At 54.5% G+C, this 19,063-nt stretch carries 21 protein-coding genes and 1 rRNA gene; 14 read left to right on the top strand and 8 right to left on the bottom strand.

Annotated elements, in window-relative coordinates:
• Positions 1-37 precede the first annotated feature (37 nt).
• The 7 genes from NTE_RS02655 to NTE_RS02625 all read left to right on the top strand — a co-directional run bounded on the left by NTE_RS02655 (position 38) and on the right by NTE_RS02625 (position 4,808).
• Positions 38-1,084, top strand: coding sequence for a tetratricopeptide repeat protein (locus tag NTE_RS02655; RefSeq protein ID WP_148699621.1), 1,047 nt, complete (start codon positions 38-40; stop codon positions 1,082-1,084).
• A gap of 116 nt (positions 1,085-1,200) precedes the next feature.
• On the top strand, positions 1,201-1,494 hold the full coding sequence (locus tag NTE_RS02650) for a hypothetical protein (RefSeq protein ID WP_148699620.1): 294 nt from the start codon (positions 1,201-1,203) through the stop codon (positions 1,492-1,494).
• 72 nt (positions 1,495-1,566) lie between these two features.
• Entirely contained in the window at positions 1,567-2,163 is a 597-nt protein-coding gene (locus NTE_RS02645; protein WP_148699619.1) for a signal peptidase I, read from the top strand.
• Positions 2,160-2,576 (top strand): secondary thiamine-phosphate synthase enzyme YjbQ, encoded by a 417-nt coding sequence (locus NTE_RS02640; RefSeq protein ID WP_148699618.1) that lies wholly within the window; start codon positions 2,160-2,162, stop codon positions 2,574-2,576. Before NTE_RS02645 ends, NTE_RS02640 begins: the two co-directional genes overlap by 4 nt.
• 118 nt (positions 2,577-2,694) lie before the next feature.
• Positions 2,695-3,258 (top strand): TATA-box-binding protein, encoded by a 564-nt coding sequence (locus NTE_RS02635; RefSeq protein WP_075054885.1) that lies wholly within the window; start codon positions 2,695-2,697, stop codon positions 3,256-3,258.
• A 33-nt stretch (positions 3,259-3,291) separates the two neighbouring features.
• Entirely contained in the window at positions 3,292-4,158 is an 867-nt protein-coding gene (locus tag NTE_RS16905) for a TPM domain-containing protein (protein WP_148699617.1), read from the top strand.
• A gap of 38 nt (positions 4,159-4,196) precedes the next feature.
• Positions 4,197-4,808, top strand: coding sequence for a LemA family protein (locus NTE_RS02625; RefSeq protein ID WP_148699616.1), 612 nt, complete (start codon positions 4,197-4,199; stop codon positions 4,806-4,808).
• A gap of 8 nt (positions 4,809-4,816) precedes the next feature.
• Here the strand turns inward: NTE_RS02625 and pyrE are convergent, their stop codons facing one another.
• Positions 4,817-5,452 carry an orotate phosphoribosyltransferase gene (pyrE, locus tag NTE_RS02620; RefSeq protein ID WP_226987131.1) on the bottom strand — a complete coding sequence of 212 codons (636 nt, stop codon included), beginning with the start codon at positions 5,450-5,452 and terminating at the stop codon, positions 4,817-4,819.
• A 105-nt stretch (positions 5,453-5,557) separates the two neighbouring features.
• On the opposite strand from pyrE, the gene NTE_RS02615 reads away from it, so the two are divergent.
• The gene (locus tag NTE_RS02615) at positions 5,558-6,691 is read left to right on the top strand and encodes a nickel-dependent lactate racemase family protein (protein ID WP_148699614.1); all 1,134 of its coding nucleotides are present in this window, start codon (positions 5,558-5,560) and stop codon (positions 6,689-6,691) included.
• On the opposite strand, the gene NTE_RS02610 is transcribed toward NTE_RS02615, so the two are convergent.
• Positions 6,675-7,847 (bottom strand): site-2 protease family protein, encoded by a 1,173-nt coding sequence (locus NTE_RS02610; protein WP_148699613.1) that lies wholly within the window; start codon positions 7,845-7,847, stop codon positions 6,675-6,677. The two genes, NTE_RS02615 and NTE_RS02610, sit on opposite strands and share 17 nt — an antisense overlap.
• A 141-nt stretch (positions 7,848-7,988) precedes the next feature.
• Here NTE_RS02610 and rimI point away from each other — a divergent pair, with 141 nt between their 5' ends.
• Positions 7,989-8,489 (top strand): ribosomal protein S18-alanine N-acetyltransferase, encoded by a 501-nt coding sequence (gene rimI, locus NTE_RS02605; protein ID WP_148699612.1) that lies wholly within the window; start codon positions 7,989-7,991, stop codon positions 8,487-8,489.
• Here rimI and NTE_RS02600 read toward each other — a convergent pair whose 3' ends face one another.
• Positions 8,490-10,070 carry an MCP four helix bundle domain-containing protein gene (locus tag NTE_RS02600; protein ID WP_158385033.1) on the bottom strand — a complete coding sequence of 527 codons (1,581 nt, stop codon included), beginning with the start codon at positions 10,068-10,070 and terminating at the stop codon, positions 8,490-8,492. It abuts the gene before it with no gap.
• A 133-nt stretch (positions 10,071-10,203) separates the two neighbouring features.
• Here NTE_RS02600 and NTE_RS02595 point away from each other — a divergent pair, with 133 nt between their 5' ends.
• Together NTE_RS02595 and NTE_RS02590 are read left to right on the top strand one after the other, a co-directional pair.
• Positions 10,204-10,413, top strand: coding sequence for a dodecin family protein (locus tag NTE_RS02595; protein WP_148699610.1), 210 nt, complete (start codon positions 10,204-10,206; stop codon positions 10,411-10,413).
• A gap of 69 nt (positions 10,414-10,482) precedes the next feature.
• Positions 10,483-10,698: a transcriptional regulator gene (locus NTE_RS02590; RefSeq protein WP_148699609.1), complete on the top strand. Its 216-nt coding sequence runs from the start codon at positions 10,483-10,485 to the stop codon at positions 10,696-10,698.
• Here the strand turns inward: NTE_RS02590 and NTE_RS02585 are convergent.
• Positions 10,685-11,536 (bottom strand): class I SAM-dependent methyltransferase, encoded by an 852-nt coding sequence (locus NTE_RS02585; protein ID WP_193354084.1) that lies wholly within the window; start codon positions 11,534-11,536, stop codon positions 10,685-10,687. The two genes, NTE_RS02590 and NTE_RS02585, sit on opposite strands and share 14 nt — an antisense overlap.
• 5 nt (positions 11,537-11,541) lie before the next feature.
• Positions 11,542-13,359: a ribosome biogenesis/translation initiation ATPase RLI gene (locus tag NTE_RS02580; RefSeq protein WP_148699608.1), complete on the bottom strand. Its 1,818-nt coding sequence runs from the start codon at positions 13,357-13,359 to the stop codon at positions 11,542-11,544.
• A gap of 227 nt (positions 13,360-13,586) precedes the next feature.
• On the opposite strand from NTE_RS02580, the gene rrf reads away from it, so the two are divergent.
• Positions 13,587-13,706: ribosomal RNA gene (gene rrf / locus NTE_RS02575) — 5S ribosomal RNA — on the top strand.
• A 13-nt stretch (positions 13,707-13,719) separates the two neighbouring features.
• Here the strand turns inward: rrf and NTE_RS02570 are convergent.
• Genes NTE_RS02570 through NTE_RS02560 form a run of 3 tightly spaced genes read right to left on the bottom strand, consistent with a single transcriptional unit; the run spans position 13,720 to position 16,313 of the window.
• Entirely contained in the window at positions 13,720-14,292 is a 573-nt protein-coding gene (locus NTE_RS02570; RefSeq protein WP_148699607.1) for a hypothetical protein, read from the bottom strand.
• A 9-nt stretch (positions 14,293-14,301) separates the two neighbouring features.
• Complete coding sequence (locus NTE_RS02565; RefSeq protein ID WP_148699606.1) at positions 14,302-15,837, bottom strand: leucyl aminopeptidase; 1,536 nt, start codon at positions 15,835-15,837, stop codon at positions 14,302-14,304.
• A 53-nt stretch (positions 15,838-15,890) separates the two neighbouring features.
• Positions 15,891-16,313, bottom strand: coding sequence for a hypothetical protein (locus tag NTE_RS02560; protein WP_148699605.1), 423 nt, complete (start codon positions 16,311-16,313; stop codon positions 15,891-15,893).
• 142 nt (positions 16,314-16,455) lie between these two features.
• Here NTE_RS02560 and NTE_RS02555 point away from each other — a divergent pair, with 142 nt between their 5' ends.
• Positions 16,456-18,096 (top strand): ribulose-phosphate 3-epimerase, encoded by a 1,641-nt coding sequence (locus NTE_RS02555; RefSeq protein ID WP_148699604.1) that lies wholly within the window; start codon positions 16,456-16,458, stop codon positions 18,094-18,096.
• Positions 18,083-19,063, top strand: a complete 981-nt coding sequence (locus tag NTE_RS02550; RefSeq protein ID WP_148699603.1) for a transketolase family protein — start codon at positions 18,083-18,085, stop codon at positions 19,061-19,063. Before NTE_RS02555 ends, NTE_RS02550 begins: the two co-directional genes overlap by 14 nt.

Here is a 19,063-nt window from a genome sequence, read left to right as displayed (position 1 = left end):
TGTATTCTGGTCGAGCAAAAGTAGTTCCTACAGAAATATGCAAACAGGTGAGTTTGAATGTCAAAAATGCAAAGGTGTGCGAAAGCATACTCTTAGACTTTATGAAAAGAAAACCAAAGCGTATTCTGTAATCCCCGCTGGCATAGACAGAGAAGTAACTGCGATTTGTCATGGATGCCTGACTGAATGGATATTGGATAAGAAGTATGAAAAACAATTGATTGAGCTTTACAAAAAATGGGACAAAGAAGAAAAGCTCGAGAAGAAACAGCTAAAACATGACGACTCTACAGGGATCGGTTCAATGATTAATGAGGCATCAGAATTAGCAAGCGCTAATCAATACGATAAAGCAATGAAATTGTTACAGAAGGCTATAAAGAAAGACCCCTCAAGACCTGAACCTTATGTTACAACAGGTGGCATACTTTTTAATCAAAAGGACTATCTAGGAGCATTAGATAATTTTGGCAAAGCATTACAGTCTGAACCAAATAACTTGACCGCCCTTATTTTTACAGGGCATTCTCTGATAAATCTAGGCAAAGATGATCAAGCTTTAACCCATATTGATAGAGCTCTAGATATTGCACCAGAAGAAAGTCAGGCGTTATGGGCAAAGGGGAATATACTAATTAGATTAGGGCGATTTGCTGAAGCTTTGGATTACTTCGATAAGATATTGTTACTGAGCCCAAAAGAAACAACCGTTTTGATTGCCCGAGGCGAATGCCTATTAGATTTGGAAAGGAATGAAGATGTTATTTCTTCTTTTGACAAAGCATTGCTTACAGATGTAAATAATATTGATGCTCTTCGAGGCAAAGGTACTGCTCTCATGATGCTCGGTAGAAATGACGATGCCTTATCCTATTTTGATCGAGTTTTAGAAATGAATCCCAATGAAGCTCTAACAGTATACAGGGTTTCTTGTATTAAGACACTTCAAGGCAGACATAGTGAAGCCTTGAATATGATTCAGAATATAATTAATATCAATAGCCGTTACAAGGAAATTATCAGAAAGAGTAAGAATTTTGACAACTTGTGGAATTACGATGAATTCAGAAAGCTGATGGTTTGACGTTTCTATAGAGATACTCCAAACAAACCAGCCTCCATTAAGCAAAATCTCTCGTTTTTAATAGAGCCCTTTTTCTACTAGAATTTATACCCACCCCGCCAACTGGAGAAGCGTACATGGGCCTTGTACTTGCCGACAGAAAAGAGCTTGAAACGCTGCTAAAAGCGGCTGCCAAGGACCCCAAGGTGGCAACGACCATTGCAGGCAGGATGGTCCCGGGGCAGGGCGACGCAAAGGAATTTGCATACGGCCTCTTGGCAGGCATGGTCATCGGCAGCTTTATGGCCTCTTTTGAGGCCAGAAACAGCAGGCAGCCGGACAGGGACGAGACTGCGGATATCCTGTCAATCGTGATGTCGAGGATGCCGACGCTGAGAAAGGCCATAATGAAGCATCTAGAAATGCGCTAGAGAAGAAGAAAAGATGCATACAAGAACATAGTTCGAAAACGTTTATCTAATGTTTACGTCACAAAGCCTCCGTTGGAGCAAAAATCCAAGCTGCCCGTCGCAATGCGCGACATTATCATCGTCGTTGCTGGCGTGGCCATAGTGTGGCTCGGGCTGAGGCTTGCGTTTGACACCAACAACCCGTTCTACGTAGTTTCTAGCAGGAGCATGGTCCCGGTTCTGCAGGTAAACGACGTCCTCGTGGTCAGGGACGGGGGCTCGTGGGATACCCTCAAGGTCGGCGACATCATCGTGTTTGACAGGCCGGACGGCGAAGACCGGGTGATTGTGCATCGTGTGGCCGAGATTGGCGAGAATTCTGCCGGCGAGCGCGTCATCAGGACAAAAGGCGACGCAAACCCGGCCTCCATACCCGGTACAGACTTCCCTATCCACAAGGACAACTATATCGGCAAGGTCGTGTACGTCCTGCCGGGCGCCGGCGTGATAACAAAGATCATCAGCCCGCCTGTAAACTATATCATAATCGCCATAATCCTAGTGATACTGTTCTTTAGCAAGTGGGGCAGAAAGGGCAGCAGTAGTAGTGGCGCCTCGCAGCCGCCGTCATCTTCATCGTCGTCGCCTTCGTCTGGCGCAACATCACCGCCGCCACCACCGTCGACATGAAATCCAAGACGGCATACCTGACGTTTAACACGCCCAAAAGACACGCTTTTGTAAACATCACGCCGCAGGTGAGAAAGGTGGTAGAGGAAAGCGGCGTAAAGGAAGGCATGGTCCTGATAAACGCGATGCACATATCGGCAAGCGTTTTCATAAACGACGACGAAAGCGGCCTGCACCAGGATTTTGAAAAGTGGCTTGAAAAGCTTGCGCCGTACTCGCCGGAGAGCTATCTCCACAACCGTACAGGTGAAGACAACGCCGACGCCCACCTAAAGAGGCAGGTTATGGGCCGCGAGGTCGTCGTCGCCATTACGGCAGGCAAGCTTGACTTTGGCCCGTGGGAGCAGATTTTCTACGGCGAGTTTGACGGCCAGAGGCCAAAGCGCGTTCTAGTAAAGGTCATTGGCGAATAGGCATAGTAGAGTATTTGGCGTTGCTTAAATCGGCTGGCTGAAATTTACTGCAAATTTTCAAGAAATCATTCAAAATATGGCAAGCAGGTATATATACCGCCCCTTTATAAAGGGGAGTGTGCCGCAGACCAAGCCCATAGTCAGTATCGAAAACGTTGTAGCTTCTGCAACCGTCAACCAGACGGTTAACCTAAACCTTATCACCCAGATATTCCCTGACGTCGAGTACCACCCGGACCAGTTCCCGGGCCTCGTGTTCAGGCTGAGGTCGCCCAAGACGGCAACCCTGATTTTCAGCTCCGGCAAGATGGTCTGCACGGGAGCAAAGTCAGAAAAGATGGCAATCCAGGCGGTCAAAAACGTGGTCCAGAAACTGAAAAAGGGCGGCATCCCGCTTGAAAACGAGCCGCAGATAGAGATCCAGAACATCGTTGCGTCTGCAAGCCTTGGAGGCAAGATCCACCTTGAACTTGCGGCGCGCGTATTGCCAAGGAGCATGTACGAGCCGGAGCAGTTTCCCGGCCTCATCCACAGGATGCTAGACCCAAAGACAGTCATACTGCTCTTTGCCTCCGGCAAGCTGGTGTGCACCGGCGCCAAGAAGGAGAGCGAGGTCTACAGGGCAGTCGGCAACCTCCACACGCTCCTTGAAGAAAAGAACCTGATGATCTACGAAGGATGAAAGGGTAAAGGGTTATAGCGCTCGTACTAGAATGTGTCAGCTGTAGTGGCCCGGGCGCTTGCGTTTGCATTTGTTTTTGTGGTTGCAGCAATCGTTATTGTTGCTTTTACCGTAACACCGGCCTTTTCCCAGGCTGCTGCAAAAGGCTCTCGCCCAAAGTACATTTACGACAATGCAGAGGTTATCACGCCTGAGTACCGCCAGCTGATTGATACATACTTGCGCGGCCTTGACGACGCGACCACGAACGAGATCGTGATTTACACCATCCCAAGCTTCGTGGGCCACGGGATAAAAAAGGACGGGATAGAAATTCATGACCGGAACATGCTTGCCAATTACATCTACAATGAATTGCCGCTGGACGGCATAAAGGGCATCGGCAAGAGCGGAAAGGATAACGGCGTGCTTGTATTGATGTCGCTAGAGCGCGACGCCGGCGGCGGTTCTATGAGAATCGAGGTTGGCAGGGGGCTTGAGGGCGACATCACCGACGGGACGGCAGGCGAGATCCTTGACAGGTACTTGGTGCCGGCAAGGCAGGAGTACGAGGACACGGGAAGCACTGCGGCGTTTGGCAGGGCGTTTTACAATACAGTGATTGCGCTTGGCGCACAGGCAGACGGCACCAGCGTGCCTACTACAGACAATTCCCGGCCGGCGGCAGACAATGACAACACGGATGCGATCATGTTTGGAGTGTTTATCGCAATCTTTGTCGCAATCGTGGCGCTCAACGCCAAGTACGGAAGGAGAAGGAGGAGGGGCGGCTATTTTGTCGGCGGAGGGTACGGTGGAGGATATGGTGGCGGCTGGGGAGGAGGCGGTGGGGGCGGTGGGGGCGGTGGCGGCTTTGGCGGAGGAGGCGGCAGGTCCGGCGGCGGTGGCGCAGGGCGCTAAAGGTAATAAATAGGCGCAAATAATGACAGGCTACCACATTGGTCAAGAAAAGCATCATAGTCGTTGGCGCTGCCGTTGGCATTATCGCAATAATTTTTGGCTCGCTGTACTCCATGTACTTCTCGGGGTTTAATGCGGCGCAGGCCAAGGACGAGAACGTGAAAAGACTCGCATCTGACATCGATGTGCAGCTGCAGCGCCGGTACGACCTCATACCCAACATCGTCAGGACGGCGCAGGCGTACCTCCAGTTTGAAAAGAGCGTCCTTGAGAATGTCACAAAGCTCAGGACCGACTGGCAGAGGGCCTCGACGGTGAACGAGCGCGTACAGACGAGCAACCAGATAGAGCAGGCGCTCAGCAAGATCCTGATAACATACGAAAACTACCCGCAGCTCAAGTCCGACCAGCAGCTTACAAGGGTCATGGACGAGCTTGCAGGCACGGAAAACCGCATAGCCGTTGCTCGGGGCAACTACAACGATGGCGTACGAGACTTTAACGTCAACCTGCGCACGTTCCCAAACAACGTGTTCAATGAGAGCGGGTTCCTGGGCACCAAGCCGTGGGGCCTCCAGCAATATGCATCCTACCAGGCGACAGCCGCTGCGCAGACTACGGTCCCGCAGGTAAATATACAGGTGCCGTAGCTGGCTGGTCAATCGGTTTCCAGACCGCCGCTTGCGGCTATCTGCTTGACCACGGCATCCATCGTACTGTCGTCGACAAGCCCGGCCCTGTGCAGGGAGCTTGCGATGTCCTGTATGGTGGCAACCGAGACGAGCCGGACTCCCATCTGCTTTAGCTTTTCCTCAGCGCCTTCCATCCTGTTCACGACGGCGACGACGTCTTCAACTACGCCGCCGTTTGCCCTCAGCGCGTCTATCGCCTTGCTCACGGAAAGGCCGGTGGTTGCGACGTCGTCGACTATTACCACCTTGGCGCCGGATGCAAGATGGCCTTCCACCAGCTTGCTCATGCCATAGCCCTTGGATTCTTTTCGCACGTAGACAAATGGCTTTTCCATTTCGTAGGCAAGGGCTGAGCCAAAGACCAAGCCGGAGGTCGGCACCGAGGCAAATGTATCAAAGCTTGGCATCTTTTTTGCCACGACGTCTTTGAGGGCGCCAATAGTCAGGCGAAAGTGCGCCGGAAAGCTTGGCAGCATGCGCAGGTCGATGTAGTAGGGGCTTGGCTTGCCGCTTGCAAGCGTGAATGCGCCGAACTTGAGCGCGTTGCTCTTTAGGAGAAACGACGCAAACTCGAGCGTAAAATCAGAAGACGAGGAAGACACGATATGTTGATCTGCAAGGGATTCGTTTTTATCTTTTGTCATCGTGGCTTGCACGGGGAGGGATAACATACGCCAGAGATTTGGCTCAGGTACGGCGGCACCGACGTGGTGCTTGACATCAAGTTTGAAAACCTGTCAAGCCAGGTTTCCTCTACGTTTTTGGCCATGCCCGACGAGCAGGCCAAGGCGGCGCTTGACTCCATCCCAGTAACGGACAACATGCTCGTGCTGGCACTTGCCTCCTCAAAGGCGGCCGCAAGGACTATTGCATCCATTTCAGATGCTGCAAAGACCAAGGGCTTTGCACCCATCACGGTCGACGTGCCGGCAAAGGCCGCCGGCGCGCTGCGGGCAAACCTTGCATCCATTGCTAATGCAACACCTGCCGTCGGCGACCCTCAGCAGACTGCAGCAGCTGCAATCCCTTCGATAAACCGCATCGACTACCAGTCTCTTGAAGATCGCATTAAAAAATTCCAGAGCGCCGTCGTAGTGTCGCAGGCCGGCTTTGACCCGCTCTTTGGGTTTTCCGGGGCTCCTACCGCGCTCGTGCGCGCCCTGTTGCCTGAAAAAATGGCAGAGGCGTTTTTGGCGCGCAAAGGCAACGTGCCGGCGCCCGGCGAGCAGGGCGAGCCCCTAAAAATAGCAGTGTCATCGGTACAGAACATTTCAGCGATAACGTCAGTCGAGCTTGTTGCAAATGGCGCGGGCATCGCCGGCGTGCACACTGGCACGGTACACGAGGCGTTTTCAAAGGCAGCAGAGCAGTTAAAGGCGGTTGCGACCGTCGAGGCCGACCCCGTCAGGTCCGCGGTGATCAGCGCAGGAAGTGAGGCTGGCACGCACGCGACGCTTGCCGGCGCGCTCTATTCCCTCTGGAACGCAGTCCACATTGTAAGGGACGGCGGGTCTGCCGTGCTCCTTGCAGAGTGCCGCGAAGGCATAGGAGGCGGCGCGTTGCAGGCGTTCGTAGAGGGCAGGCTCAAGCCGGAGCAGCTTGCAGCGGCTCAATACATCGACGGTCTTGAGCACCTGCTGTACATGCAAGAGCTGAAGCAGAAATGCGAGCTGGGGCTCGTGTCGAGCCTGCCGCACTATTACGCCGACACCAAGCTAGGTTTGGCAACGTACGCGGGTGCAAGGGATGCCCTAGAAAAGCTCCTTGTGCGAAACGGCAAGGGCCACAAGGCGCTTGTAGTGTCCGACGCCGACATCACGCTTCTCAAGCCAAGGGACTGAACACTTGGGCAGGCAGCGGCGCGCACAGGACGGCAAGCGCTATTGCCATCCAAAAGAGCATCTTGCGCTTTTTCGACAGCGGAGACACGTCATCAAGGGGCGTGCTTTCAGGCGCGCGAGAGCTAAAGAGGAGTATGAATGCGGCCATGATGTAATAGTTAAGGCCCACCAATATGCCGACGCTAGAGTAGGTCAGGATGCGGTGCCACCGGACGCCAAGAGCAGACCTTGCGAGGTGCCCGCCGTCCAGCTGCCACGCAGGCAGCAGGTTGAGAAACGTGACGAGAAAGCCCACCCATGCGGCAAAGAGCACGGGCGACATTATCAAGACCGCGTCGCCGGCCGCCGCGCCGTGGCCGGTCAAATTCAGAGTTGCCTGCATCAGAATGCTGCTGTTTATGGGCATCAGTCCAGAATTGCCAAAGTCCTGCATCCTGTCGGCTGGCACGAGCACCGATATCGACGAGCCGTAAACCGACACTATCATAGTCACAAGGAGGCCGGCTATGGGCCCGGCTATTCCCACGTCAAACAGGACGTTTCGGTTGGTCATGTTGCTGCGTATCGCGATCATTGCGCCAAAGGTCGGCACAAAGAGCCCGGGTATCCCCGGTATGAAATACGGCCATGAAGCCCGGATGCCGTGGTGCTTGGCAGCTATCATGTGGCCCATCTCGTGCACGCCCAGTATCCCTACAAGCGACATCGTATAGACTGCCGCAAGTAGCAGCGGGTTGTGGATGAACATCCTGGCAAAGTCGGACTGGGAGCGGTACAGGCCGTCGATAAAGACGACGGTGAGGGTCGCTATGAACAGAACCGCCGGAAGCGAAAGCAGGTACCTGTTTTTGCCCTGCTTGCGCTGCTGCTTTTGAAGCTTGGACACGGTAATTACCACGCCGTCTTCGACTGTCAGGTTTGTGGATGAAAGCGAGGGCATCAGCCTCGACGCGTACCTCGTGCGCTTGGCAGTGGCTATCATGTCCACCTTGGCAAGCTCCCTTATGAGTTTTGGAAACGAAGAGTAGATGTCAGACTCGGCTATGAGGAACCGGACAGCGTCTTCGGTCTGGTGCTTTTGCATGTCCACTATGCTGTAGAATGAGGAGACGACCGGGACTGCCTGCGAAAAGTCGCCTCCGACAAAGCTTGCCACTGCAGTGACCTATTGGCAATTTTGGGATTAAAACATTGTTCTGGATGGCTCCATGCATGGTGTAGAAGGAGGTCCGGCCAAAGCCGGCCAGAACTGGCAGACTTAAGGTTAAATAGTGTCGATTTGGAGCTTAATCCAGATTTGCAGACTGCCCTGCGAAAAGTAGGCGACGACTATGTCATACGCCGCTGCGAAGAAAGCGACCTTCAGGCAGTAATAGACATCAACATGGCCGCCCTGCCAGAGCATTATTCAGACTATTTCTTTGAATCGATATTGAGGGAGCTCCCTGAGGCGTTCATCGTGGCCGAGATGGGGGGCAAGGTAATTGGCTACATCATGTGCAAGATCGAGTTTGGCTTTTCCAACTTTCGGAAGCTGGGCTTTGTGAAAAAGGGCCACGTCGTCTCTGTAGCAGTGCTTGACGAGCACAGGGGCAAGGGCGTAGGCAAGGCGCTGATGCTTGAGGGCATCAACGGCGTGCTCCACAGAAAGGCAGACGAGATTTACCTTGAGGTCAGGGTCAGCAACACCAGCGCGATCAAGATGTACGAGAGGCTGCGCTTTGAGACAAAATCGAGGCTGCGCTCGTACTACCGCGACGGAGAAGACGCGTACCTCATGGCGTTAGAGCTTGCCTAGTTAGTCTACAAAGTCGTTTGCGATGTTGCTTATTGCTTCCATTATCCTTGGCTCGTGGGCTTTGGCGTTTACAAGCACGACTGCGCCCGCGCCTTCATAGGAAGAGACAACCTCTGACACGCGGCGCAAAAGAGAAAACGCCTTTTCAAACCCAAGCGTGTATATCAGCTCTGTCGCGCTGTCGATGAGGATGGTCGAACCCGGGTTTTTCCTGATCATCGACTCTATCTCATGGGCTATCTTTTCCTCGTTGTCCGATGGAATCACATGATCAGAGTTGTTTTTTCTGCTGCTACTGCCCTCCTCAAAGCCGCCGGCTCCTGCTGATGATGACTGGAGTATGTATAACCTGGACTTGTTGTCCTGCGCTGTGATGCGATAGTAGATGTTGCTCCCCTTCCTTGTAAGGACAATAGTGTTTGGGCTTGCAAGCAGGTCTTCAAGCGCCTTTGCAGCATGGCCAAACCTCCTGCTTGCGTTGAGGAGAACGAGTTTGCCCTTGTAACTGTCGATGACCCTTGGAGGAGCGGGCAAATCTCTTGCAGCAAAAGCCTTTGTCTTGCTAGCGGCAGAAGCAGTCGGCTTTAGACTATTACTATTATTATTGTCAGTGTCCTCGGCAAAGGCCCAGGTTGGCCTTCCTGCAGCCGCCGACGGGTCGTCGTCTTCGATAAACGCCTTGGCCTTTTTCTTGCCAATGATCACGTCGTCCTCGCTTGCAGACGGCACCACGGCCGACGGCACGTCTGCAACAGTAACGGTGCGAGGCACCTGGCCTTCACCCTCCTGCGACATCTGGCTCTTTACCATCTGGAGCAGGGCGTCAGAGCCCCCGCCAATGAGGTCTCGGAGCGTGGTCTCGACGAGCTCTAGCTTTGTCATGCGCACGAGGTCGCCAAGCACCACCCTCTTTGAGATGAGTATTGCCGCTGCAGTAGCGCACGCGGCCGAGATTGCAGACGCAAGGCCGCCGTAAAAGAAGGCCAGCTGCATCACCTGTTGCGACTGGGCGCGAGACGCCTCGCCTATCTGTGCATCAACTGCGAGCAGGTCATTGTATGACGACACAAGCTTGTCGGTCTGCGCCACAAGCTGCAGCGCCTCTGCCTGTGCCTGGGGCGAAAACGACGGGTCGGTGGACAGTATCGCAAGGTCCTCCACCTTTGTGCCATAATCCTTCCATTGCTGGGCTATGGTCCCTACAAGCACGGTCTCGTCGGCCGATATCTTGCTCAGGTCGACTCCTTCCGCAGGCAAAAAGTCGCCCGGCAGGTCCTCAATTGTCTTGTAGTTTCCCGCAGTCGAGGCGATTCCGTTTTTGAGCAGCATCATGTGTGTTATGCCGGCCTTTTTCTGCGCAGGATCTGGCGAGCTTGCGAACTGGATCAGGTCAGACCTCATTCCCAGCAGGTCGCCCTTGTTCTTTGAGAGCAGTTCCACGTTTGTGACGTAGCCAGAATAGATGTTGGCTATCTGGTCCTTGAACTTGATTATCGTGACCGTCGAGACGGCTGAAAGCGCGATAATTGGTATAACCGCTATTAGGATGAAAAACAGGATGAGCCTGTTCTTAAAATCCAAAGTATGGATCGATAGAAATAGGTTCTATGTAAGTTTTGTTGGGACCTTTTTTTGGACAATTGAGGGAATTTTTGCTTTAATTGCGGCCTATTTCGGTGAGTTTAAAAGCGCACGGCAGAGATGATGCACGTATATGGTTTTCAAGTACATCGACATCCTAGGTGAGTCGACCAAGAGCTTTGAAGACGCAGTACAGAATGCAATAACAGAGACCGCCAAGACCGTCAAAGACATCCGCACAGCCGAGGTGATGAAGATGAACGCCATTGTCAACAGCGACAAGATAGTAGAGTATCAGGCGGTGGTGCGCGTCGCGTTCAGGGTCCGCCGGAAGGAAGGCTGACTGACTGCTGGCTAAAGATTGATAAGATGCGCAGTTTGCCATCATCAACAGCATAGAGATATGGGCGCGGTGAAAGGCAACAAGGGCGCAGGTGCGGCCCTTTTAGCTGCTGCAATAATCGTGTTTTTCGCCTACGCCTACGCCATGTTTGGAACGCAGTACAGCATGATAATAATGAAGGCCACGATGGTGGGCGCTGTGGGCGTACTCCTTGCGGTGCTTGGCTGGATAGGCTACACGATGCTGACTGCGCCGAAGGAAGACAAGACAGCTACTTCTTCGTGATTTTCACGTCTGCAACAATCTGGTAGATGCGCGGGCCGACTTCCCGCACGACGGTTGTCCCCAAGATTTCATAGCTGTAGGGTGCAAACACCTCTTTCGCGTCCTTTGCGCCTGCCTCTTCTTTTGCCTTTTGCTTGCCATCTGCCTTGACGTGGGCAAAATAGTGCACGACCCCTCCGTGCTTTTTCAGGGCAAGCACGGCCGGCTCGACAAATTCTTTTGCCCTTTCCGGCAGCGGCATTATCACCCTGTCTGCGACGCCGGCCAGTTGCGACTTTATTGCTTCAGAAGCGTCGGCGCATATTGGCACGACGCGGTCGGCGACCTTGTTTATCTTGGCATTTTCAATGCACAAGTCGTGTGCCACAGAGTTGGAGTCAATGCTGTACACCCTGCACGTCTTGACCGCCTTGGCGATTATTATCGAGTACGTGCCGATGCCGGCGAACATGTTGACTATTGTTTCACGGTCCTGCACGAGGCTTGCGATGCGCTGGCGCTCTGTCGACAGGCGTGGCGAAAAGTAGGCGCGCGCAACGTCGACTCTGAACCGGCAGCCGTGTTCCCGGTATTCCGTGATAGTGCGGTTCTCGCCTGCGACAAATTCCAATTCGCGGATGCGATAGTCGCCCTTTACAGCTGACGCCTGCGCAAACACTGTCTTTGCAGTCTTGACGTTTGCAAGTATTGCCTCTGCAATCACCTGCTTTTTTGCAGCGAGGCTGTCAGGGATTTTTATGATGACAATGTCGCCCACCTGGTCAAAGGCGGAATAGACCTGCGACGCCTCCTCTGCAGTAAGCACGCCGGCCAGCACGTTTTTGAGCATGTGCGGCATTTTTGCTACTGTGGCTGCCTTGTGTAGTAATAGTTGCCCGAGTCCTTTTGCTCCCTGTCCAGCCTGCCGCCTTCCTTGTTCACGCGGGGCCTGCCGGTGGTCTCGTCGCGCCTGTAGGTTATTGCAAGTGCCTGCAAAAAGCGGTTCATGCCGTCTTCCTTGCGCATCGGCGCAGTAGCATGGCCTTCGATGCCCGGCTTGCCCTCAAATATCACCAGCGTGTCGGATACCAGGTCTATCAGCTGGAGGTCGTGGTCGATTATTATGGCCGAGCGCCCCTGCGCCCTGACAAAGCGCTGCAGGAATTTTGCGACGGCTATCCTGTCCTCTGCGTCCAAAAACGCGGACGGCTCGTCAAGGGCGTAAATGTCTGCCTGGCGCAACAGCGACGCGGCAACTGCGACCTTTTGAAGTTCGCCGCCGCTCAGGTTCTTGACGCTCTTTTCAAGCAATTTCTTTATGCCCAGCGGGATAATTATCTGCTCTTCTGCCGGCGAGTTTTCAATCGGGCTCTGGTAAGCGGTGTACAACAGCGAGCGCACGTCGCCTTCATAGTCCTGATTGAGGTACTGCGGCTTGTAGGATATCTTGGCCCCCACCTCTATCTTGCCCGAGTCTGGCTTGTCGACGCCGGCAAGCATGCGCATGAACGTCGTCTTGCCGAGCGCGTTTGCTCCCACCATGCCCACTATCTCGCCCCTGCGGATCTTGCCCGCAGCGACGTTCAGCTTGAACGACGGGAACGCCTTTGAAACGTCTGTGTAGCTTGCAACTGTCACTTCCTCCACGACGTCGTCCATGGCCGTGGCGACGTCAAAGCGGAACGCCTTTTCACGGAATCGCACGTTTTCTGCTGGCAAGTAGCCTTCGAGGAAGTTGTTGATCCCGACCTTGGTGCTCTGCAGAGCAGAGACGATGCCGTATGCGCCCGGCTCGCCGTATATGATGTGCACATAATCAGACAAATAGTCAAGGAGCGTCATGTCGTGCTCGACTACCATCACGCTCTTGCCCTGCTCTGCAAGGTTTTTCATCACCCTTGCGACTGCGAGGCGCTGGTACACGTCGTTGTACGATGACGGCTCGTCGAAAAAGTAATAGTCGGCGTCCTTTGCCGCCGCCACTGCGACTGCGAGGCGCTGTAGCTCGCCTCCTGAAAGAGCCGCAATGTCGCGGTCAAGCACGTTTTTCAGGCCCAGCTCTTCAACCAGGCTGTCAGAGACGTTGCGCTCGTCGTATTTCTTTAGCAGTTCTTTTGGCGTGCCCTTGAACGCCTTTGGAATGAGGTATACGAGCTGCGGCTTTATCGAAGCGCGCAGCTGGCCATTTGCTATCTTTTCAAAGTGCGCCTTTAATTCCGTGCCCTGGAAATATTTCAGAACCTCGTTCCACGCAGGCTCGCCGCCCTCGAACTTGCCGAGGTTTGGCTTCATGTTCCCGGAAAGGATGTTTACTATTGTAGACTTGCCCATGCCGTTTCGACCCACGAGGCCCACTACCGCGCCTTTTTTAGGGGTCGGCAGGCGGTAAAAGCGGAACGAGTTGACGCCGTATTGATGAATTTTGTCCTCTGACAGCTCTTTTGCAAGGTTGACTATAACAATAGCGTCAAAGGGGCATTTTTTTATGCAGATGCCGCAGCCCGTGCACAATTCTTCAGATATCAGCGCCTTGCCATCCTCTTCGCGCTGGATTATGCACTGGCCACCCGTCTTGTTAACAGGACAGTACACTATGCACTCTAGGCCGCACTTCCTTGGCTGGCACAGCTCATAGTCCATTACCGCTACGCGGTGGGTCGAGGACGGGTCGTCGCTTCCCATGTACTAGATAGACTGCGGCACAAATGTGTTATATAGCTATTGCCAAGAGAGCAGGTCGTCTCTGTCGTATTTGCTTAGCGAACTTTAGCCGCCTCTCATCTCGCAGGTTAGAGATTCCACCTTAACAAGAATACTCTATAAACCTATTAATCATCAAGCCCAAAGAGGCCCTGATGCCTGCCACAACAAGGAGCAAGGTTAAATTAACCCCTTCTGGAAAAAGAAGGTAAGCCGGTCATAGCGGCAGGGTGCGACCCGGTCCCATTCCGAACCCGGAAGTCAAACCTGTCGTCGCTGCTGTGTTACTGATCTGCGTGAGCGGTCGGGAAGCAGCAGTGCTGGCATTACTATCATATCATATCACACATACTCGCTTTCCCCAAAGTGCACCTGCTTCATTAGCTTGCGGGCGTGCATCGCCATCCTGTCAATGATCCCAAACACGGAGGCAAGGCCGGCGGGGTCCCACACCGACGTTTCAACGACGCAGCAATAGTTGTGCGCCCGGACGTTGATGCGCCTGCACTCCTCCTTCATGATGTTTTTTGCAAGCTCGGCAGAAAGCTCGGCGTCCTGTGCAAGCAGGTTTGAAAGCACGCCTCCGCTCCAGCCGAGGTTCTTTGGCCGGCCGTTATGCAGCTGAAAATAGGGGCTTGCGTCCAGCAGGTTGTGGGCGTTGTCGTCATTTCCCGACAGCGAGTCGTTTCCAACGAGGCAGTAGACGTTGAAAAACGGCCCCATGCGCACCACCTCCTCTATCCCGATAAAGTCGACATGGCCGCTTTCCATCGTCACAAAGCCGTCACGGTTTTGCAGCCACCGCTCAAAATACGGCCACCTGTCCGGCATGACGTCTGACCGGGCACCTTCCTTGCATGCGTATCCAAGCGCCGCAAGGGCCTCCACCAGAGCGTCGACTGCAAAGATCGGCATTTCTTATTGTTATTGCTGTTGCTGTCCCTGTGCGGATGACGACGACGCGGAAGGCTTTTCTTCCTCTCCAAGCAGCTTTAACAGCGTCCTTATGCCAAAGCCTGTGGCGCCTTTTGGGTTGTAGCTTCTCTCGTAGGTGCCGTCCTGCGTCCACGCCGTGCCGGCGATGTCCATGTGGACCCACGGCGTGCCAGAGACAAAGTTGGAGAGGAACGCGGCTGCAGTTATTGCGCCTCCCGACCTGCCCCCGATGTTTTTAATGTCCGCGTACGGGCTTTTTATCTGCTCGTGGAACTCGTCGTACAGCGGCAAATCCCACACGCGCTCGCCGGCCTTCTCTGCCATCCTGCGCACCCTGTCTGTCAGCTGCTTGTTGTTGCCGACAAGCGCCGCGACGTTGGCGCCAAGCGCGATTATGGCGGCGCCGGTCAGAGTCGCCATGTCGATGACTGCCTTTGGGTTGTAGGTGGCAATGCCGTACGCAAGTGCGTCTGCAAGGATCATGCGCCCTTCGGCGTCCGTGTTCAATACTTCAACGGTCTTGCCGCTGTACATCCTGACAATGTCGCCGGGCCTGTACGCCGTGCTTGACGGCATGTTCTCAACCGACGGCACGATGCCGACCACGTTTACCGCAAGCTTTAGCGAGGCCACTGCGCGAAGTATGGCAAGCACGTTGCATCCGCCACACTTGTCAAACTTCATCTCGTCCATCTTGTCGCCCGGCTTGAGCGATATGCCGCCAGTGTCAAACGTGACAGCTTTTCCCACAAGCAGGTAGGGCCTGGCGTCGCTTGCGGTAGCGCCGTTGTATTCGAGGATTATCAGTTTTGGAGGGTTGTTGCTCCCCTTGCCCACCGCGACGATGCCTCCCATGTTCATGTTCTCAAGCTCGTACCGGTCAATCACGCGGGCCTTCATGCCGTAATCGGCCGCAAGGGAGAGCGCCACCGACGCAAGGTGCGCCGGCGGGCAGTCGTTTGGAGGCAGATTGCCAAGGTCGCGAGCAAAGTTGACGGCATCAGCTACGTGGCTTGCGCGCTCGGCTATCATTGAAAAGCGCGGCGAGTCAGAGTTTATCAGGATCGTGACCTCTTCGACGCGGGCGGCGTCTTTGTCTTGCGCCTTGTACTTGTCAAAGGTGTATAGCGCAAGCGCGATGCCTTCCGTCATGGATTCCACGAGCCCCTCGTCGAGGTTTGAGAACTGCAATATTGAAAACTCCTTTGTGCCAAGGTCCCTTGCGCGGTGCGCCGCCTTGCCGGCGCATATCCTTGCCATCTCGTCGGTGAATTTTTCACGCTTGCCAAGGCCAAGGAGCATTATCTTTTTCATCGGGCCCTTGCCCAGCGTGTACGCGACCATGCTGGAGCCAAAGGTCCCCCGGAAATCCTTGTTCTCAAGCGCCTCCTTTATGTACGTCAGAACGGACGGGTCAAGCTCCTTGGACTGCGAGAAATCCTGCTCGCCTTCAAACACGCCGATAACCAGAAGCGACGTCTGCTTTTGATCGATCTTGGCCTTTTCTACCCTGATCTGGACCATAGGATTGTATGTTGCGCTCGTCGTTATTTTAATAATTTGATGATGGGGACTTTCTAGGAGAAAGGAAAGGTAGCGCCGTGCGACAGCATCTTTGCCAGGCGCTTGAAAATGTTGGTGGGCGTGTAGCACGACATTGACGGGGCGATGCCGTCGTATTCGCATACGGGTGCGAACATGTCCATGTTTCTCCTTCCTCCCCGGAACCACCCTGCCACTATCTCTTTTGCAAGTGGCGGCAGACCCGAGCGAGCTCCGTGCGCGCCAGACCTGTTGACGAGCCAGAACATGCGAGTCGCATCATAGCCTTTTGGGAATATCATCTCCTTTGCCCTCTTTGCCTCCTCAGAGCGGTAGTGGCCGGCGGTGCGTATCCAGCCCCTTGAGAGGGCGCTGGCGGTCCTGGCGAACTTGGTGCACGAATAGCACTTGTCGTCGTATATGAGAAGCGGCCTTGCAAACGTCGACGACAGTGACAAGCGTCAATGTACACGTTGCACTGCAGGCGTTATAGCCTTTTCTAGTAGAGGCGCACAGAGCTATGTTTTTATTTCCTCAAAGATAGGTGTCAGCTGCTGCTTGTGCTGTTGACGGCAGCAGCAGGGTGACAATGACAATAAAATGGGATTTGACATGCGCTATCTGGAACTAAAGAGAAAGGTACGCGAGGTCCGCATGTGGGCCATTCAGGGAATCGCGGAGGCCGGCTCTGGCCACCCCGGCGCGTCATTTTCAGCCGCAGAGATAATGAGCACGCTCTACTTCCGCAGGATGAGACACGACCCAAAAGACCCGTCTTGGCAAGAGCGCGACTACTTCATCAATTCAAAGGCGCATTCTGCGCCCGGCTACTATTCCACGCTTGCGGTGGCAGGCTATTTCCCGCCGGAGGAGTTGAAAACTCTGCGCAAGCTGGGGTCGCGCCTTCAGGGCCACCCCGTGCGCTATTCGGAGCGCCAGAAGGACCACAGCGTGCCCGGAATCGAGTATTCTGGAGGGTCAGAAGGCATCGGGCTGTCTGTAGGTGTCGGCATCGCGCTTGCAAGCAAGCTGGACGGCAAGAAAAACCGCGTCTATGTCATGATAGGCGACGGCGAGTCAAACGAGGGCCAGATATGGGAGGCCTCGATGGCGGCTGCAAAGTTCAAGCTTGACAACCTGGTCGCGGTGCTTGACAGGAACCGCATCCAGCAGGACGGCTTTACCGAGGACATCATGCCCCTTGACCCGGCAAAGAACAAGTGGGAGGCGTTCAACTGGCAGGTGTTTGAAGTCGACGGCCACCGCGTCGAACAATTGGTGGACGCGCTAAACAGGGCGGCCCAGGTAAAGGACAAGCCGGTGATGATAGTCGCAAACACGGTCAAGGGAAACGGCATACGCCACATGGCCAACAACCCGCAGTGGCACGGAAAGGCGCCGTCGAAAAAGCAGACCCCGGTGCTCCTTGAAGAGCTGGAAAGCGAATACTTCATAGCGCCCTCTATAATCGCCGGCGAGAAGGAGAACTACGAGGACAAGATACGCAAGGTCGAGCGCGAGGGGGTGGAGATGATACACCTCGACGTCATGGATGGCAAGTTCGTGCCAAACACCACGTTCCTTGCAGACACGATAAAGCGCCTGCGGCGCGTGACTGCGCTTCCGTTTGACGCGCACCTGATGATAGAAAAGCCTCTTGCGCACATTGACGAGTACATCGACGCGCGCTGCGACGTCATCACGGTCCACGCGGAGGCGTGCAATGAGGATGAGTTCGTGCAGATACAGGACAGGTGCCTGGCAGCAGGCATCAGCCCCGGGATCGCCATAAACCCCAAGACGGACGTACCGGAGTGGCTGTACCCGCACATCTCAAACGTCGACGTCGTGATTGTCATGTCGGTCAACCCCGGCTTTGCAGGCCAAAAATTCATGCCCGAAGTGCTCCCAAAGATGGTGGCCGTGAACAAGAAACTTCGCGAGCACGGCTTTAAAGGATACATAGAGGCCGACGGCGGCATTGATTCAACAACATTGCCGCAGGTGTACGACGCCGGCGCGCGCATATTTGTGGCTGGCAACGCCGTCTATGGCAACACCGACGTGCACACCGCGGTGATACAGCTGCGCCACAAGGCAGCAGTGGCGCTTGAGAGGAAGCTTCTTGACCACGCAACGCGCCTTGGCATAAGGAGCGACTGGATGAAAGCGCGTAAACATATATTGATTCCGTACGCTTCCGAACTTGGGATAGAGGCGGAGCTCCATGCTATTAAGTAGCGAGAAAAAGACGGCAGACATGAGGGGCGCGTACGGCGACGCCTTGGTAGAACTTGGCAAGACCGACTCGCGCATAGTCTGCGTCGGGGGAGACACCACCGACTCGCTCAAGACCAAGAAATTTGGCGACAAGTACCCCGAGCGCATGTTCAACGTGGGAATCGCAGAGGCAAACCTCGTCTCAATAGCCGCCGGCCTGGCAATTGCAGGCAAGGTGGCGTTTGCAAGCACTTATGCGGCTTTTATACCTGGAAGGGCAGTCGACCAGATCCGAAACGCCATATGCTATCCTGCGCTCAACGTCAAGCTGGTAGTGTCGCACGGCGGGCTCACGGTCGGCCCGGACGGCGCGTCGCACCAGCAGATTGAAGACCTTAGCGCTACTCGCGCCATGCCAAACATGCGCGTCACCGTCCCTGCAGACGCAGTTGCAGTCAGGCACCTGATAAAGGCCATGGTAGACACGCCGGGCCCCTTTTACATGCGCCTTGCAAGGCCGACTACAGAGCTTGTCTATGCAGAATCTACTCCGGCGGACCAGTTCAGGGTCGGCAGGGGCAACGTGCTTGTGGACGGCTCTGACGCGACTATAATAGCGTGCGGCTTGATGGTTGGAAAAGCGCTGGAAGCGGCAAGCGCGCTAAAGCGCGAGGAGGGCATCTCTGCAAGGGTTGTCGACATGTTCACTATAAAACCAATCGACTTTGACCTCGTGGCAAAATGCGCCAAGGAAACAGGCGCGATTGCCACCGCCGAAGAGCACAACATCATCGGAGGCCTAGGCGGGGCGGTGTCAGAGGCGGCAGGCGAGACATATCCGGTTCCAATAAAGCGCGTCGGCGTGCGCGACACGTTTGGCGAGTCGGCAAGGGACGAGGAAGTTGACACGCTCTTGGACAAGTACGGCCTGACCGCAACAGAAATAGCAAAGGCAGTAATTGAAGCAAGGAGCAGGATTAGAAAATAA

It is taken from the genome of Candidatus Nitrososphaera evergladensis SR1 (genome assembly GCF_000730285.1).
Lineage (GTDB): Archaea > Thermoproteota > Nitrososphaeria > Nitrososphaerales > Nitrososphaeraceae > Nitrososphaera > Nitrososphaera evergladensis.
The sequence above is the reverse complement of the archived record's forward strand: the minus strand, read 5'-3'. Positions and strand labels throughout refer to the sequence as shown.